Annotated in this window: 11 protein-coding genes, 1 pseudogene and 1 other annotated feature; of the genes and pseudogenes, 2 read left to right on the top strand and 10 right to left on the bottom strand. The window is 39.6% G+C overall.

The genetic code is table 11. The features are described 5' to 3' along the window. The first annotated feature begins 449 nt into the window (after positions 1-449). Complete coding sequence (locus NST85_RS05160) at positions 450-2,000, top strand: flavocytochrome c (protein ID WP_341188730.1); 1,551 nt, start codon at positions 450-452, stop codon at positions 1,998-2,000. 83 nt (positions 2,001-2,083) lie between these two features. On the opposite strand, the gene NST85_RS05155 is transcribed toward NST85_RS05160, so the two are convergent. The 5 genes and pseudogenes from NST85_RS05155 to NST85_RS05135 all read right to left on the bottom strand — a co-directional run. Then, positions 2,084-2,653 carry an SF0329 family protein gene (locus NST85_RS05155; RefSeq protein ID WP_341188729.1) on the bottom strand — a complete coding sequence of 190 codons (570 nt, stop codon included), beginning with the start codon at positions 2,651-2,653 and terminating at the stop codon, positions 2,084-2,086. Between the two features lie 215 nt (positions 2,654-2,868). Beyond that, positions 2,869-4,035, bottom strand: coding sequence for a DUF4317 domain-containing protein (locus NST85_RS05150; protein WP_127192963.1), 1,167 nt, complete (start codon positions 4,033-4,035; stop codon positions 2,869-2,871). A gap of 96 nt (positions 4,036-4,131) precedes the next feature. Beyond that, a complete protein-coding gene (locus NST85_RS05145; RefSeq protein WP_341188728.1) occupies positions 4,132-7,599 on the bottom strand; it encodes an InlB B-repeat-containing protein in 3,468 nt (1,155 codons plus the stop codon). An 834-nt stretch (positions 7,600-8,433) separates the two neighbouring features. Then, complete coding sequence (locus NST85_RS05140) at positions 8,434-9,594, bottom strand: cobalamin-independent methionine synthase II family protein (protein ID WP_341188727.1); 1,161 nt, start codon at positions 9,592-9,594, stop codon at positions 8,434-8,436. Positions 9,595-9,776: 182 nt separating this feature from the next. After that, positions 9,777-9,965 (bottom strand): annotated as a pseudogene (locus tag NST85_RS05135) (MazG nucleotide pyrophosphohydrolase domain-containing protein); the annotation flags it as partial. A 98-nt stretch (positions 9,966-10,063) separates the two neighbouring features. Between NST85_RS05135 and NST85_RS05130 the strand changes: the two are divergent. Further along, complete coding sequence (locus tag NST85_RS05130) at positions 10,064-10,633, top strand: LOG family protein (RefSeq protein WP_341188726.1); 570 nt, start codon at positions 10,064-10,066, stop codon at positions 10,631-10,633. Between the two features lie 351 nt (positions 10,634-10,984). Here NST85_RS05130 and NST85_RS05125 read toward each other — a convergent pair whose 3' ends face one another. The 5 genes from NST85_RS05125 to NST85_RS05105 all read right to left on the bottom strand — a co-directional run bounded on the left by NST85_RS05125 (position 10,985) and on the right by NST85_RS05105 (position 18,198). Beyond that, positions 10,985-12,343, bottom strand: coding sequence for an amino acid permease (locus NST85_RS05125; RefSeq protein WP_127192966.1), 1,359 nt, complete (start codon positions 12,341-12,343; stop codon positions 10,985-10,987). Between the two features lie 110 nt (positions 12,344-12,453). Then, positions 12,454-12,687 (bottom strand) — a binding site (T-box leader). 137 nt (positions 12,688-12,824) lie between these two features. After that, a complete protein-coding gene (locus NST85_RS05120; RefSeq protein WP_341188725.1) occupies positions 12,825-14,180 on the bottom strand; it encodes a helix-turn-helix domain-containing protein in 1,356 nt (451 codons plus the stop codon). A 382-nt stretch (positions 14,181-14,562) separates the two neighbouring features. Then, a complete protein-coding gene (locus tag NST85_RS05115) occupies positions 14,563-15,399 on the bottom strand; it encodes a sugar ABC transporter permease (RefSeq protein ID WP_127192968.1) in 837 nt (278 codons plus the stop codon). After that, a complete protein-coding gene (locus tag NST85_RS05110) occupies positions 15,396-16,724 on the bottom strand; it encodes a carbohydrate ABC transporter permease (RefSeq protein WP_211350116.1) in 1,329 nt (442 codons plus the stop codon). The genes NST85_RS05115 and NST85_RS05110 overlap by 4 nt, the downstream gene beginning before the upstream one ends. 10 nt (positions 16,725-16,734) lie before the next feature. Next, positions 16,735-18,198 carry a sugar ABC transporter substrate-binding protein gene (locus NST85_RS05105; protein ID WP_341188724.1) on the bottom strand — a complete coding sequence of 488 codons (1,464 nt, stop codon included), beginning with the start codon at positions 18,196-18,198 and terminating at the stop codon, positions 16,735-16,737. Between the last annotated feature and the right edge of the window lie 2 nt (positions 18,199-18,200).

The following is an 18,200-nucleotide window of genomic DNA, read 5'->3' as shown; positions in this document are numbered from 1 at the left end:
GGCGTATTTTAATCCATAGTTATTTGATAGAAATTATAGGCTTTAATATAGCATCGTTCATATAGCCTGTCAATGACCGTTTTTACGATGTTTGCATGCATTGTAGTGTCCTTGTTGGAACAGCTGCTATGTGCTGGCTTTACTACTGACTATGTGTTCATAGAGTTCTGGTTCATCTATTTTTCAGATATAGATTGGTTTGAGTCCTAATAGAACTGAAATAAATATGGCGAAATTTCAAAAATAATTGTGAAAAGATTCACATATGATATGATTAATGCTATACTTTTTCATGTCAAAAAGGATAGCGAGTAACCGGGGACGTAACCAAAGAAGAATGGAAGTTCGGAGAACTCGTGGCTCTCACACTCCTAAACCTCCCTATCTCCTATGTTACTTCCTCTTTTTTCGTCCATCCTAAAACTAACGAATTATAGTGGAGGGTTACCATGAAGAAGAAACTATCATCAGTCTTAGCTCTCGTTCTTTCAGCGACGCTTGTGATCGCAGGATGCGGCACTGGGAACAGCAACGAGGGCAGCAGCAACGACAGCGGTAACAGCAATGTAAAGAACACGGTCAATGAGCAAACAGAAACTGATTCTACATCGGGAGCTTCCCAAGCAAGTTATACTCCCATCGATCAACTGAAAGAACAATATGATGTCATTATTGTCGGTGCAGGTGGTGCTGGGATGACCACTGCGCTTGAAGCAAAGGCAAACGGCATGAACCCGGTTATTTTCGAAAAGATGCCGGTGGCGGGTGGAAATACATTAAAAGCATCATCAGGGATGAATGCTTCTGAAACGAAATTCCAAAAAGAGCAGGGCATAGAAGACAGTAATGATTCATTTTATGAAGAAACATTAGCAGGCGGTAAGGGCACAAACAACACAGAATTACTCCGTTACTTCGTTGATAATTCCGCTGATGCAATTGATTGGCTGGATTCCATCGGCATTAGATTGAACAATCTCACCATCACCGGAGGCATGAGCGAAAAGCGCACACATCGTCCTGAGGACGGCTCGGCGGTAGGTCAATACCTTGTAGACGGATTGCTGAAAAATGTACAAGAACAAGGAATTCCTCTTTTTGTAAATGCGAAAGTAACAGAAATTACACAAAATGATGGAAAAGTAAACGGCGTCAAAGTTGTATTCAACGAGACAGACGAAAAAAATATTACAGCTGATGCGGTTGTCGTAACCACTGGCGGTTTTGGCTCCAATATGGATCTGATTACCGAGTCTAGACCTGATTTAGAGGGCTATGTAACAACAAACCAAGAAGGCAGTACTGGTGACGGTATCAAGATGATTGAAGCACTTGGAGGTACAACGGTTGATATGGATCAAATCCAAGTTCACCCAACCGTACAACAAGAACAATCCTATCTGATCGGTGAATCCGTTCGCGGGGAAGGCGCTATCCTGATTAACAATGAAGGCGAGCGTTTCACCAACGAGTTGGATACACGTGATAATGTTACTGCAGCAATTAATGCACTTCCTGAAAAATCAGCTACGCTAGTCTTTGATTCCGGTGTGAAAAGTCGTGTAAAAGCGATTGAACAATATGAGAAAATGGGCTTTGTCATTTCGGCAGATACCATCGAGGCTTTAGCTGAAAAATTGGAGGTTCCGGCGGATAATCTGAAGGCGACACTGGATACATGGAACAGCAGCGTGAACAAAAAAGACGATGCCGAGTTCGGCAGAACAACAGGGATGGACAACGACTTGTCCACTGCAACGTACTATGCTATCAAAATCGCCCCAGGAATCCACTACACCATGGGTGGCGTAAACATCAACACGAATACAGAAGTTTTAAATAAAGACGGTGAGCCGATTACAGGCCTTTTTGCAGCGGGTGAAGTTGCAGGCGGCCTCCACGGACAAAACCGGATCGGCGGCAACTCTGTTGCCGAAATCATTATCTTCGGCCGTCAAGCGGGTATAAAATCTGCTGAATTCGTAAAAGCAAACAAATAAAGTATGGTAGCTAATAAACAACCGCTTGGACTAAAAATGGTCCAAGCGGTTGTTGTATTATGCGTAATACATAGCTATTTAGCTCATAACGTACTAAGCCGTAGTTCATAGAAGTACTGCACAATTGGATGCTTTAACTTCATCTTCTCGGACATATTTAGAATTCGTTTTTTTCCAACTCGTCTGTCCACCAATGCAAGAATATTCAATAAGATATCATTGCTCTCTAAGCTTTCCTCTATAGAAGTAGATAAAAACTTAGTAGCCACAACGATAAAATTTGATTTACTTAATGATGACTGTGCTGACAGAAGCTCTTTTGCATATTCAGATATTTTTCTACTTCTTGCAATTACTTTTAGGCGATCCTCCGGAACTACTCCCTTGGTATCTTTTCTGATCGCTTCAATTTCTTCAATGTTGATAGGAATTTGGATATCTGAATCATTCTTAATTTCCAGCTCCGTCTGATACCATCTGATTGAGGTCGTTCTATCACTCATATTGAGCATATTTTTTTTATCTACCGCAATATAACAAATCCCTGGTTTATCAGGTAAATAACGATAGCTAGAAGCGATGTATTCTACCCTTCCATATAACGCAGGACAGAGAAAACTCTCCAGTTGTTGCTTCAATTTGCTCCAGGACATGTAATTCCCCCTATGTTCTATATTTTAGTTACTTTATCTATACCGCATCGCGAAAACCTCCGCAAGCCCCAGTAGAGCGAGCGTTTGCCAACGGTGAATTCACCTGTTGTGATACGAATACAACATGGGCTATCCCAAGTCTTTATCAAAGACTCTAAGGATAGCCCATAACGTTTCCAACAATATATCTCAACAACCAACGCTATCAAACGAGTCTAAATCGTCTCAGTACTGAGCGTAAATCCTTCGATCACTGCATCTTCGTCGACCTCAATCAGGATGCATCGTCTCCCTTGATAATTCACCTGTTTCACATACTTTAAATCCTGCGGGCTTACCGAAATTGTGGCTACCTTTGTATCGATCTTAATCGATTTTGAAGTAAATTTCGGCATAACGCTGTTCGCCTTCATTTCATAGTTCTTATCATCGACGATTGTTTGGAATGCCCGTTCCACTTTTTCAGTCGTCAAGTTCTCTACGCCACTTACCGTCAGCACGCGCTCTACATCTTTATAATCGAGCTTCGGAGGTTCATCCTCATCTTCGTTGGTTTCGATTAACTGGTGGATTTCCTCGTACACCTGTGCGAGGGTAGCTACGTCGAGTTGTTCGCCCACTACTTCCTTCACGATCTCTTCGAAGATGGCTCTCTCTTCCAGTGCCGTTACGGACCTTTCGGCATTCAAGACCTGTCCGATAAAGTGCGGATCAGGAAAATTCGATTTTGCCGTACAATACAGAATGCGGTTCACATCGGAATAGTTGTCCGTCACGCTCGGGTAAAAGAAGCCTTGTTCCGGCGCGCTTAACTTGATAATCGGATCTACAATGATATTGTACTTAAATTCTCTCTCCACATAATCAAACAAGAGAGAATTCCGTGGCTTCTCCGTGGAATTCACGCTGCATAGAATGAATGGATTGGCGAACACTTCATTCTTCTCGCTCTCTTCGGCTTCATCGTTTCTGGCCTTGGTGGGCCGGAAATATTGTCCGCGAACGAATGTGACCACCGTATCCCGTTCATACTTGGTATCCGCCAACATTTTCTCCACCAACAGCAACATCAGGTCCTGCCATTCATCAGAATCACCTGTCACCAAAGCTTGGTGAAGCAGTACCTGCGTGGGTTCCTCCGCTTCCTCCTGAAACTTCAATTCGAACAACTTCTGATCTAATTCACCGGTCAGTAGCTTTTTAAAATTGGCCATGTACAGCTCCTGTTTTTCTCTGTCCACTAGTCCAAACGGCTGTCGCTCCCAATGATAGATCTCGTTACTTTCCTTCATAATATACACGTTGAGAATATCGTAAATATTCAGCAGATCGTGATCCAACTTAAATTGCTTGCGTATATGCGCGACTTCTTTCTTTATCATAATTCGTTAGACAACTCCTAGGAAGTAAATTGGCCTTATAAGTATAAACGATATAAAAGCCCTTCGCTAGAAGGGCTTTTGTGTTACTCCTCTTTACTATGTCAGATTCAATGCTCGGTACAGCATTGCGACAAACTCTGCACGTGTCACGGGTTCATTTGGATTAAATTTACCGTTATCACCTTGTACAATCCCCAGTTCTTCTAATGCAGCGATGTAAGCATAGCTCCAATGCGCCAAAGGCACGTCTTGGAAAGTACTTGTTCCACTTGGTTCTACCTTTAGGGCAAGCACCACAATTTTTGCCATCTGTGCGCGTGTCACAGGTTCATTTGGATTAAATCTACCATTTAATCCATCTATAATTCCTGCTTGTTGAAGTGACGCAATGGCTTCATAGTACGGATGGCTTGACGATACATCAGAAAAGGATACTGCCTCGTGTGTTGGTTCGAACTCGAAAGCACGCATGAATATCAGGGCCATATGTTGGCGCTGAATTGATTCATTCGGATGAAAAGAACCGTCTGGATACCCCGTAATAATACCTTGACTAGCTAATTCCTCAATCATTGCTTTTGCCCAATGTCCCGAAATATCATCAAAACTCACAACCGGAAGCTCTGGTTTCGGTCCACCTGGAGTTGGCTCAGGCCCCGGTGCTGGGGAAGTGTTTGCAATCCATTTTGCATACAATTTTATATTTTTTGTCACACGGTCCGTTAGAAGATCCCACTTTTGGGTCAGTGCAGCATCTTGATACCAGCCTCCAAATGTAAATCCTGCTTTGGTGGGGGTAGGTAGCTCTGCTAGCCTTGAATCATTCGCTACAGGTTGATTGACTATAACGTTCCCGCCATTGGTTTCAAAATATAACGTTGAATTTTGTGGTGGTGTTGGAATATAACCTCCTCCTCCATTACTTCCAGAGGAACTATTTCCAACCCACTTCGCATACAACGTCGTATTCGCTGTGACTAGATCCTTCGTGAAGATCCATTGATTTGTTAATGTCATCTCTTTATACCAACCACCAAATGTATAACCTGGTTTCGTTGGTGCACTCGGCTCGGTTATTGCTTCGTTGTATGATTTATTCTGAGTCGCTACGACACTTCCTCCATTTGATTCAAATGTCACTGTATAATGATTAACATCCCACATTGCATATAGCGTGACATTAGCTGCGCTTATATTGAATATCTCATTCGCTGCATAGCTTGTCCCATTTCCATCTGCTTCGGTATTCCAACTCTTAAATGTATACCCAGTTCTCACTAGATTTCCAGTATTATTAGCTACTGTTACACGATCACCAGTCTCATAGGTTTGACTATCTATGGGTACGATCCCTCCAGTAGCTCCATTTCCGTCATAGCTTACTCTATATTTAAAGATGCTGAATGTAATTGTAGTCGAGTTACCTGCGGCATCTGTAACAACAAGTTCATAGGAGCCTTCTGCGTCCACAGACGAGCCGCTTGCAAAAGAAATGCCATTCAATGTTGCGGTACCTTCATTAAAGGTAATGGTTCGTGAGGAATTATAGCTTTCTCCATCTGTTACACCGCTGATGATCGGAGCTGTCATATCCAGAATAATACTATCTTGAGCTGACCCAACCGTACCTGCATGATTAATAAATTGCACATAAACAGTCTTGTAACCATCTCCTGCTGGCAATGTAAATGTATATGTCTTGCTTGCAATATATGATTCATCAACTGACCATGAAAGATTGTCACTGGAGAACTTTACATACACGACATCCGTCACGCTTACCACGGGTGTGAGCGCAAGATTTACTTCACGCTCTGCTGTATAAGTATCTCCGTTATTAATAACGACAGTACCCGTTGGGACTACAGTATCTAGTGTAATGGTTGACTTGTATTCAGGAGATACATTTCCTGCTCCGTCTATAAGCTTAATAGTAATTGCTTTTTCCCCATCGATACTTCCCACATTAAGCTCAAAGCTATTTCTGTAAGGAATCGTCGTTGGCGCTGATCCATTGATTGTATATTGGATAGTAGTAATATCGGTTACACCTGTTGCTGGTGTCACTTCAACGAGTACATCCGAAAGATTCGTATAGGAATTGCCACCATTCACAACGACCGTACCTGTTGGCGCTGTTGTATCCAATATAATACTGTCTTGAATGACGGTAATATTGCCTGCTCGATCAATTAAACGTACATAAACCGTTTTATTTCCTTCTCCATCTGGTAACGTATAGCTTGTCGTTGAACGAAAGGCTTCTACACCCGACCAAGAACTATTGTTATTTGAAAATTGTACCCCTACTACATCTGTCACTCCACTATCTAACGATAGATTAAGCGTTACTTCAGGACTCGTTGTATACGCGTTTCCATTATTAATAACTACAGAGCCTGTTGGCGGTACCGTATCCAACGTTATGGTTCTTTGATATTCCGGTGATTCATTCCCTGCTCCATCAACAAGCTTAAAGTTCAATACTTTTTCTCCGTTAACAGTTCCTATACCTAGCATAAAGCTTGGTACATAAGGCATCTGTGTAAATGGAGTTCCATTAACCGAATATCGGATATGCGTAATATCATTTACACCCACATCAGGCGTTATTGAAACAGATACACCTACACTATTCGTATATTGATTGCCTTGATTTACAATTACCGTCCCTGTCGGAGGGGTTTTATCTATTCGGAATTGAATCGTTTTTGATTGGCTACCGGCTGTAACCGTTAGCGTGTATGAACCTTCAGCAGTAACCTGTGTTCCACTTGTAAATGGATTTCCATTCAAAGTTGCTGTGCCATTGTTAAATTGTGGCGTTACATTCGTGTTGTATAGACCGCCATCTTGAACTCCTGTTATCTGAATGTCGACAATTTCGGAGTATGTAATAATCAAATACGGACCCAGATTGCCGGGATGCACATTTGATTCGGTCATTTGTATAAAATGATCAACATATGCTATACCTTTTTCAGCGGCTTCTTGAGCTGTCATTCCTGAAAGAATAAAGGTTGCTCTAGGAGTAGCTTTCGTGAATTCTCCTGATATATAGCTAGTAAAATCAAAGGGAGCTAGCGTGGGTTTAAGTATTGGGACATTATTGGCTAATGTTCTTGATTGTGTAGACCCTGGACTTCGAGCTGGTGGTGACATCACAGCATCTTGAGTCCAGTTATGATTTGTGCTCGTAGAAACTTTCAGTGAGAAATCAGTTGTTCCTTGAAAAGTACCACCTGTTACAGGGATATACAGATTTGCAGTTTCAACTTCGTACCCTACAGGGATTGTTGGCAAATTAAACTTTAGTAATACTTGAACCTCTAAGGGAGCACCATATGATCCTTGATAGCCTACATCAAGATACCCGAGGTTTCCATCCTCATAAATCATTCCAGCATTAATACCCTCGTAAACGATTGTTGTATCCTCTGTTGCATAACTAGGTGACGAAATTATATTGGCAGAAGCTAAACTTTGATTATTAAGAAATACGATGAATGCAATACAAACTAGCACAACTAGCAAACTTGTAATCGAGATAATTCTCTTTCTCACCACGCACACTTCCTTCCAATACTAAGGGAATTATTGTCAAGCGGTTCCTCATCTACATTACTACGTCTTCCTACTCAGGATCATTTCACATAAATAGCGCCATATTCGGCTTTTTCTTAAACTACTATACGTAAAAATATCACCTCGTCATAGTGAGCGTTGTCATCAATTTTGTCATATGACAAAATGTATTTTTTTGTGAAATAATCCAGTACTCAGTATCAATTCATTACCTGAAAATCGGTCGACTTAGTGGCAAACTTATTTTGCTCAAGTACCTCCACTCCATCTCCCTAATGAAAAAGAGAAAAGCTTAAGCTTTCCTCTCACAAAATTCTCATAACTTTTGGAGATCCTGGCTTTGATGTTTCTAGCTACTACTCGATGTCTAATGAACCTCCAAGACTCACGTCTAGCATACGTAAAATACGGCCATTACTGTCATTAACACGATAAATCTTCGGATCGGATTTCTTTGCCTTAAAGCTGATCTTGAACTAATCATATTACACTCTCCTGTTTTTGTTTCGTAGTTTCATAGTTTCATAGTTTCATTGCATCTTGAAAATCATGCCCTTTTAGATCAAATAGAAGTATATTCTCTGTTGTAGTCACCTCCAATGAATCAATTTATATTGTCATTGCTACTCATCCAGAATTGAATAATAAAGGAAACATACCACTCCTATCTTTTTACTTTCAAGCAACTAAAGTTGTTGTTTTTGGCAAAGAAAAAAACGAAACCCGCAATAAGCGAGTTTCGTTCAATTTATCAAGATTCCACATGTGTTGAGTGTTTTTCAACAATAAGAGATATTGAAGATTAGTTAAATACTACTTACCCCAATATTGCTGGGCAATACGTTGTCCTTGTTTAATTTTCGCCCACTGTTCATCTTCCGTTAATTCATTGCCGCCATCACAGGACGCAAAACCGCATTGATGAGAAAGTAATAATCTATCTTTATCTATAATTTTCGATGCTTCATCAAGCATTCTAATTACACGTGCCTCATCATCAAGCGTATTGATTTTTGAAGACAACAATCCAAGTACAATTTCCGTTTCAGGCTTATCTTTGAAAACCGCAAGCGCCTCAAGTGAGCCTGCACGTTCATCATCCCATTCAAGGAAAAAACGATCGTATTTAAGCTGCTTCAAGAATAGATTAGCAATTTTGGCATATGAGCCACCACCCATATTACGGGAATCGTAGTTACCACGACAGTTATGAGTCCACATTTTCAAACCTAGGCTATGACCAAAATCAATTATTGTATTGTTAATGTCAATAAATTCTGTAGCTAGAGCCTGTACTTCCTCTTGATTGATATTCTGTCCAGTATATGGAGAGTTCGGGTTATCATCTGCAAATAGCTCCCATAAGCAATCGTCGAATTGAAGGATTTTCCCTCCAGCAGCAGCAAATTCCTCCACAAATTCTTTATATGCCTTAATAAGACCGTTTGCAAGCTCATGTCTATCCTTATAAACTGCATCTTTGCCACCAATGTTATCTGACCAAGATAACTCACCAAAAATATGTGATGGAGAAGGTACGCACAGCTTTGTTTCACGGTCGCCAGCAAGGGCCTGAAGTTTTTTATATACATGAATAAAGTGATGGTTCCTTCCACCTAATTCACCTGTAATGCGCAAACCAATATCTTTTCGAGTCTCATATTTTGAAGTTCCATCGGTATCTCTGAAAAAATATCCATGATCCGCTATATAGCGGTCAATCCCTTGGAAGCCCCAGACAAAGTCCAGATGCCACATAGATTTGGAATATTCTCCATCAGTAAGAATGGACAAACCATTATTAATTTCATTATCGACTACAGCCTGAATCGCATCAGATTCACACTGCTCATACCCTTGAAAACTTTGGTAAAATGGATAACTGATATCATCACGATGTTCAATTTGCTGTTTATATTCTAATAAATTCGACGGACGTAACAGGCTACCTACGATTTGAAATCTATTGCACATGAAAAATCCTCCTCATTTAACAAATCTCTTTCTGTGCTTTGATTCTAGCATGGAGGAAGACTATCTATGTAACACTTAAAAGTAATATCTGGTTATAGTTAAAAGTTATAACGAGCATCTAAGATTACCATCTAGCTATTATAGCTTTCTTATAGGCGAGCTATATATAAAAAAAACCGAACTTAGAAAAGTTCGGGTTTCATACTCTCAATACTAATATCGTACTTGTTAGCAATTACTATAACATTCCCTAGTACATCACCAAGTTCTTCTATTAACTCCTGCTTATTTTTAGCGTATGTTCCGACGGATTCATCTGGACGATCTCGACCAATTTCTAACGCTCTAATAGCACGTGCTACTTCTCCCGTTTAACGCATTTACGTCCAATTTATGTACCCCCTATTTTATTAAACGGAATTTATCTATAATTATTAGTAAATAGGATTTCGCAAATGGGGTTAATTTTATGAATAAAATAGCTATTTTTTGTGGATCTAGTAATGGATCATCTATAGCATACAAAGAAGGGGCAATAAAATTAGGTGAAGAATTAGTAAGACGTGGCATTACTTTAGTATACGGAGGGGCCAGTGTTGGCATCATGGGAACGGTAGCTGATACTGTGTTACAGGCGGGCGGTCAAGTCATTGGTGTGATTCCAAAGCTACTTGAGGAACGAGAAATATCACACAAAAACTTAACAAAATTAATTACTGTTGAGTCTATGCACGAACGAAAAAGCAAGATGATGGAGTTAGCAGATGGCTTTATTGCGCTTCCAGGTGGTCCCGGTACATTAGAAGAGTTTTTCGAAGTATTTACATGGAGCCAAATCGGTTTGCATCAAAAACCATGTGGTATATTAAATGTTAACCATTATTATGATCTGCTGCTTTCATTTTTCGACCATATGAATGAACAACAGTTTTTGCAAGATCAGTACCATCAAATGGTTTTAGTAGATCAGGAGCCAGCAGGATTATTAGAAAAGTTTGCAAGTTATGTCCCGCCTAAAGTAAAAACATATAGTAAGTAATTTATTAAATCTCTTCTCTCTCAAAGCCGCTAAACTAATTATTTGTAATGATATTATCCCCGGCAGATACCTTGTCGGGTTTTTCGTGATTCGGCGTTGCGTGAGGTATTGTCTGTGCTTCTTTAAGAAGGGAAACAGAGCGTTTATCGGAGCTGCTTACTTACGGCGATTGATCGTCGCACTCTGCCACGATCCTAGCTCTGGCTTTTATTAAAGGAAAAACCGAGTGAGATCCGGAAAATGTTACCAGGTATCTCGCTCGGTTCTTTTGACACTTTAAAGGGCTGTCTCTTTGATTTTTCATGCTCTTAATTCATGGATTTACCCTGACTTATCACGACACAAGATATTTTACGCTCTCTTAGACTTTGTAAAGCGTCCTTTGAAAATATAAGTTAACGTAATCAGGATATAAATTGCTAGGGTAATACTTGTGACGATTATAGAAGTTGTAAAGATAATTCCAATCAATATAGCACATAAAGTAATAATGGCTATCCATGTTGTATACGGAAAGAATTTTACTTTGTAGCCGCTTGTTTGTTCAGGCATATTTTCACGTGATTTCAGATGAGCAATCGCAATGATTAACCAGATAAATAAAACGGTATATCCTAAAGAACCCATTAAATAATCAAATGTTTTACTTCCTGCAAACAAAGAAATGATTACACCAATATATAAAAAAGAAGTACATATTAAAATTGCATAAACAGGAACTTTCTTTTTAGATAGACGGGAAAAGATTTGTGGTATAAGTCCATCCACAGCTTGTGTGTATAGAACGCGTGATGCACCATATAACCCTGAATTCATTGATGAAATAATTGCTAGTAAGATAACAGCGTTCATAATGTGATCTGCACCTGGAATTCCTATCATTTTAAATACCATTACAAACGGACTTTCGGCTACGCCGTTAACTTCATTCCATGGAATTAGACTTACAATGATGAGGAATGGAATGATATAGAAGGATATGATCCGGACTAATGTATTGCGAACGGCTTTGGGAACAACTTTTTCTGGATTTTTCGTTTCAGCCAACGTAACACCAATAATTTCTGTACCACCATAAGAGTAGATCACAACAAGCATCGCTGTAATAATTCCTGTTGATCCGTTGGGAAAGAAGCCACCGTGCTTTGTTAAGTTAGAAAAACCTACGGCTGTATGATTACCAAAGGTGACAAGTAATAGCAATAACCCAGCAATAATAAACACAACAATAACCGTGATTTTAATTAAAGCAAGCCAGTACTCTGTTTCAGCAAATACTTTTACTGACAATAAGTTAATGACTGTCACGATCACAGACACGGAAAGAGCGAGTATCCAAATTGGATATTCCGGTAACCAATATTGAATGAATATGGCTGCAACAACGGCTTCAGCTGCAATATTTAATACCCACATTTTCCAGTAAATCCAATCTAGAAAATAAGCGGGGTATTTTCCTAGAATCGATTCTACTAAATCTCTAAATGTTCTTGCGTGACTATTGCGAACAGCCATTTCTGCGAGACCTTGCATAACGAATAATAGAATAATTCCACCAATCAAATATGCAATAATAACGGATGGACCTGCCATATCAATGGCTGAACTACTTCCTTTAAATAATCCAGCTCCAATAGCACCACCTAAAGCCATCATCGTAATATGGCGAGAAGTCATTGTACGCTGCAATTTCTGATTGTCTTTCTCCATAACAATACCTCCAAAAAACATATTAAAATACTTACTATAAAATAGAGGCTTACTCCACCCTATTCTCATAGAAAAAAGGCATGTCGTCTCTTCCTTCATAATCAAATGAAGGAAGAGACGACATGCCTTATGCATACCGCGGTACCACTCTTGTTGGTTCATAATAAACCCAGCTTTAAGACCCTGTAACGAAGGTTACTCGTTAAAACATAGAGAATAGTTCAACTATTCTTTTTGTCTTACCACTCCTGGGCGAGTTCAGAGCATTATTGGACTGCGTCACACCACCCGCAGCTCTCTTTGCCAAATAATAGACTCTTACTACTCCCAATCATTGTGTTTGAAATGTTATATCCGAAATTTTCAATTAATAGAATGTACTATACGGATTTGCATTTAGATTGTCAATGATTAATAACACAAAAATATTATGACGCATTCATAAATGATATTAATCAACAACCTATTAATTAGTTTTTACTTACATCAGCTTAGCTGCTTCACTTTCCAAATCGGATATTTCCAGCAAAATATTGCAATAAGGCTTTAAACTGCTTTTATCACCAAATAGATGCGCTGCCGAAAAATCTTGTGGGATTAGTCGTTCCAATTCCAGAGAAAGTCTGGTAATCCGCTCATAAATGGAGGCCAGATCCGCTCTCGCGTTATCGTAAAAAAATTGAACCGCATACTGCCGATCCAAATATTGCTTGTAGTTGCACATCACATTGAGGTAAGGCTCAAAAGGGTCGTCCCAATTATAAGTCATAAGTGCATTCACAAATGCCTGATGTGCGGCAAGACCATTATATTGACCAAGCGTGAGATACTCTTCCACAATCAGCCGTTTGATCAGCTTCAAAGTTTCAGCAAAGATTTCCTCCTTGGACAGCCCCTCGCCTTTTCCCTCGATAATGAGGATTCGTCCCTTGCTGCCTTCTGCAAAAAATCCATCATGCCAATTCGATTTGCGGAAATAGCCAGTATCGTCAGGCTCCTCCTTATGATCCTCTTCTGAATACATAAAGGGATTGTATCCTAGCAGCACATCTCCATCTTGATCGTAACCGGAAATGACACAAGCATCGGAGCAATTGATTACGCCCTCAAGTGTAATAACAGGGATACCTTTATCAATACTGTCCATAATAAGCTTCTTGTCGATCGCATAAGTGCCCCGAACATGGGGAGTTACCCGATATCCGAGCATTCTAAAGATATGTTCAATGATGATCGGCGTATGTATGACATGATAATTGCCATGATTCCATAGTTCCGCTGTCGGCATGGAGAAAGAAGTGCGAAACGCGCTACCCGATACTGCACATACATCATCATAATTCAGGTTCTCGCCGATAGCGTTAAGCGTTGAAACGACACTGTTCACAAATTCGTTTTGACGCTTCGTATCCGTCCAGTCTACCTTCTGCAAATTAGGAATAATATTTCTCCGCATACTAAATCCTCCTGATATGCTGATCTGTATGGAAATTGGAGCGAATCGGAAGTTATTCAAACCGGAAATGGCAATCCGGGAGGGAGCACAGCGAAATAATCGCTTGAAAGCTTTTGAAAAAGCCTCCACCGTGTCATATCCATATTTAAAGGCAATTTCCGTTACCGTAACCCTGCCTCCTATCAATTCATCCGCTGCGCAGGACAGACGGCGAAACCGAACATATTCCATTACAGAATAGCCTGTTATAGCACTGAATAGATTTTGAAAAGAAGACGACGAGTACTTAATTGCTTTGCCGATCACCTCCGCAGAAAGTTCTTCCAGAAGATTGTTTTCAATATAATCCACAGCCTCTTGGATCTTCTCAATCCAGCTCATTGCCCCACCTCATCCTGATTCCATTATAAGCGAAATGTTAAATCGTTACTTGTCAGAATAGATGATTAATTGTCCATTTTTCAAGTCGTTCAATCATTATTACGTCAACGGCCTCGTCGGTCTGGATATTCTCAAAAGTAGTAACACAATTAACCTGGATCAGATGCAAATGTATCCATAAAATTCCAATCGCAACTAAAATAGGGACGTGAAAAAACCACGTCCCCAACCCTCTATCTAACAAAGCCACCGACTCCACATATGTGGAGTGCTTAAATTGGACAAACTTTGATGTGACAGTATTCGCTTAAACAGTAAAATAAATTATCTCAAGTTTAAATATCATCAAATTCGTAATAAAACACCTTTGATGGCTATTTTCTTATCCCTTCACTGCACCGGCTGTCATACCACTTATCATATAACGAATCAGTATGAAGTATAAAATAACAATAGGTACTGCTATAAAGACGGCGCCTGCTGCAAATCTTGAAAATTCAGTTTCGCCAAGGCTCATCAGACCTACCGCTACTGTATAGAGATTTTTTTCCTTTAATAATAGCTTTGGCAATATAAAGTCACTCCATGGGAAGGTAAAACTTGTAAGTGCGGTATAAACGATCATAGGCTGGGACAATGGCAGATGGATTTTTTGAAATATCTGAAAATTAGTTGCCCCGTCAATTTTAGCTGCTTCATCAATAGAGTAAGGAACCGTATCAAAAAAACCTTTTTGGGTTAAATAGCCCATCGGGGCGCTGGAACTGTAAATTAGGATGACACCCCATAAATTATTAATTAGTCCGAATTGTGTCATGATAATATATACAGCGATCATTCCCATAAAGGAAGGAAACATGCCAAGTATCAGAGTACCTTTCATGATCTTCTTCCTGCTCTTGAATTGGAACCTAGACATGGTATATGCCGTTAATATAACAAGAAAAGTACCAATCAAACTGCTGAATACCGCAATTTGCAACGTATTCATAAACCACTGGGGATAATTATACATGGCGGTATCCGTAAATAAGGTTTTAAAGGTATCCAGACTATATTCACTGGGGAAAAAGCCCTCATATGTGTAGATGGATCCTGATTTACTGAAAGATGCTAAAATCAACCAAAGACAAGGAAAGAGGAAAATCAATGAAACTACAATAAGTGTGGAATGTGTAATAACGCTATCTGCCGCATGAAGAAATTTGTTTTTTTTCATCGGAAAACATCCTCCTCTTTATAAGATGGCGATTTAACATAAACCAACAGTGAAATCAATGAGGTGATCAGGAATATGACTAAACTGATTGCCGCACCGATATTATAATAGTTGTTATTAATGGATAAATTAAAGAGCCAGTTAATTAGCAGGTCCGTATCACTAGCTAAGAAATAGCCATCCATATACAATCCGCCACGGAGGAAGAAAAAGATACCGAAATTATTAAAGTTTCCTATAAACTGACCAATCAATACCGGAGTCGTCGAAAACAAAACAAAAGGTAATACAATTTTTGTGAATTGCTTCCACCGTTTTGCACCGTCAATTCTAGCCGCCTCTAACTGGTCCATATCAAGGTTTGTTAATATACCTGTGGTTAATAGCATAATAGAGGGTACTGTAATCCATGCGTTGACCGATAAGCCAATAAGCCTTGCCATCCATTTAGCATCGATATCCAAAAAGCCAATGGCTTTATACCCCATATCTATTATCATTTGGTTAACAGGCCCGCCATAAGAAAACATAAAGCGGAAACCAAGCAAGGTAATAAATCCAGGCACTGCGTAGGCTAGGATAGGAAATGCCCTCCATATAATCGTACCTCTTACACACTTTTTATTAAGAAGCAGGGCGAGACCAAGTCCTGCAAAATAATTCAAAAAAGTAGAGGATACCGCCCAAAGCAGGTTCCAGTTAAGAATCTTTCCAAAGGTTGGCGCAAATTGTGAAAGGGTTGCAATCTGTATAAAATTGTTGAAACCCACCCAATCGACCAGTTTGGGAGGAACAATATTACCGCCATAATTCGTAAATGCAACCGCAATCATAAATACAATAGGCAATATACTGAATACAAATACACCTATAATCGGTAGAGACAGTGTTACCTTGTAGAATTTATCATCCAGTAACTTTCTCACATCTTCAGAGAAGGTTCTTGGCTTCCCTCCCTTCTCCACCACAACTTGAGTTTCATATGCATCTCGAACATTTGAAAGGTAGCAGCTAATAAATAGTATAATTGCCGCTATGAAAAGAATACCCATAAGCAGCATAACAACGGAGTTATCTCCTTCAATTCCAAACCATGCATCCTTTTCCTTAGTTCCTAATGTGAAAAAACCTACAAAGTCAGTAAAACCCCGAGATATCAAATAGAGAACTCCACAGGCAAGGATGGTAAGGTATAGCATACCCTTTCCAATTTGACCATACATTAACTGTCCCAGGCCCATAACACATATACTCGCTTTCACATTTTTGCCTGCATTTTTTTTAAAAAAAATTAGTTTCTCTATTTTTTGGCTAAACATATTCATATAGACACCTCTAATTAGAAAGTGTGTGGACGGCATCAAGGATTTGCTGATCTACAACCTTTAGCCCACTCTTTATCTTTTCTGTAGAAGTATATTTTTTATCGGATGTACGGAAGGCGTCTTTTGCCAAATCAGCAAAGAAGGTCTCTGTCGGTGACCACACCTGTACCATTTCAGTAACGGATGGCATGACTACAATATTATCTTCGTTTAAGTTATTAAATACAATTTCCGAGACTCCTCCCACTGCTTTAGCAGCATCGGAACGTGCAGGTATACTTCCAAGCAACTCCTGTCTCTTCATAATCATCTCATAACTTGTGGCAAATTCGACAAAAGCAAGGCTCGCATTAGGTGCTTTAGTATAAGCACTGATAGCATATCCATTTATACCGCCCATAGCCTTTTGAGGTATTAATTCTGGATTTTCTTCCGTTAAATCACCACTTGCAGGTAGCATAGGAAGTCCGGCTACAACCAGATTTTCTTCAGCTAATGCTTTGGCCTCCTCCTTACTCTTACCTTGCTTTTCATATTCCAATGTCAGTTCTTTAATAAATAAGGTATAAACATCCGGTGTTGTCATAGTAGCAAAATAAGTACCATCTGCAATTTTGCTATAGCCATTTACTGTTATGGAATCGTCTATGCACTCTTCATTCATTACAGAAGCAAGCTTTAACAACACATTTGCTCCAACCTCTGCATTACCAGCAGATAATCCCACTTCTTTTGGGTTAGTATTATGATCTCCAAAGATATAACCTCCATAGGAGAAAAGAAAACCGGAAGAAAAATATACATCAAATAATGACCGCATATAACCATATTTTCCAGTACCTGATTCAACGATTGACTTTGAATATTTATACAAATCATTCCAGTTTTCTACCATGTCCGGTACCTTATTCTTATTGTCATCCCAATTTGTTTCCCAGTCATTAGGAAGCATATCCTTACGATAAAATAACATGGAGGTCTGAACATTTACAGGAACACCCATATAATAGGATTTGCCATCTACCTCAGACTTATATGCATCCCATGCATTGTCTGGAATCAGGGAAAAGTACTCCAAAGACTCCGCAGGGATTGGATAAATATGTTTGCCCTTTACATATTTCATAATGGAATCATTCGCCTGATACAATACATCCGGTCCATACCCATAAGGTCCGTCATCTGCCAAATTACTGCGTTCATCCATATTGGCATCCACTGCAACAATTCCATACTCCTTATATTTTTCATTAAAAGCGTCAATTAATTGATTGAAGTATCCCTGTTGGATGGCAGTATCATTTTCAAGGACACGAAGTGTAACATTTCTTTCTAACTCTCCATTGTAAATTGATTTTAATGCACTTTCCTCAGCAGACGTATCCTTCTCATCCAAGGCGTCTGTTGATGTACAACCAGTCAATTGTCCAAAACTTAATAAAGCCACCAGTACAAGGCAAAGAAATCTCTTCATAA

Source organism: Paenibacillus sp. FSL K6-2524, from assembly GCF_038005525.1.
Lineage (GTDB): Bacteria > Bacillota > Bacilli > Paenibacillales > Paenibacillaceae > Fontibacillus > Fontibacillus anaericanus.
Note: the sequence above shows the minus strand (reverse complement) of the source record. Positions and strands in the feature narration are given on the sequence as shown.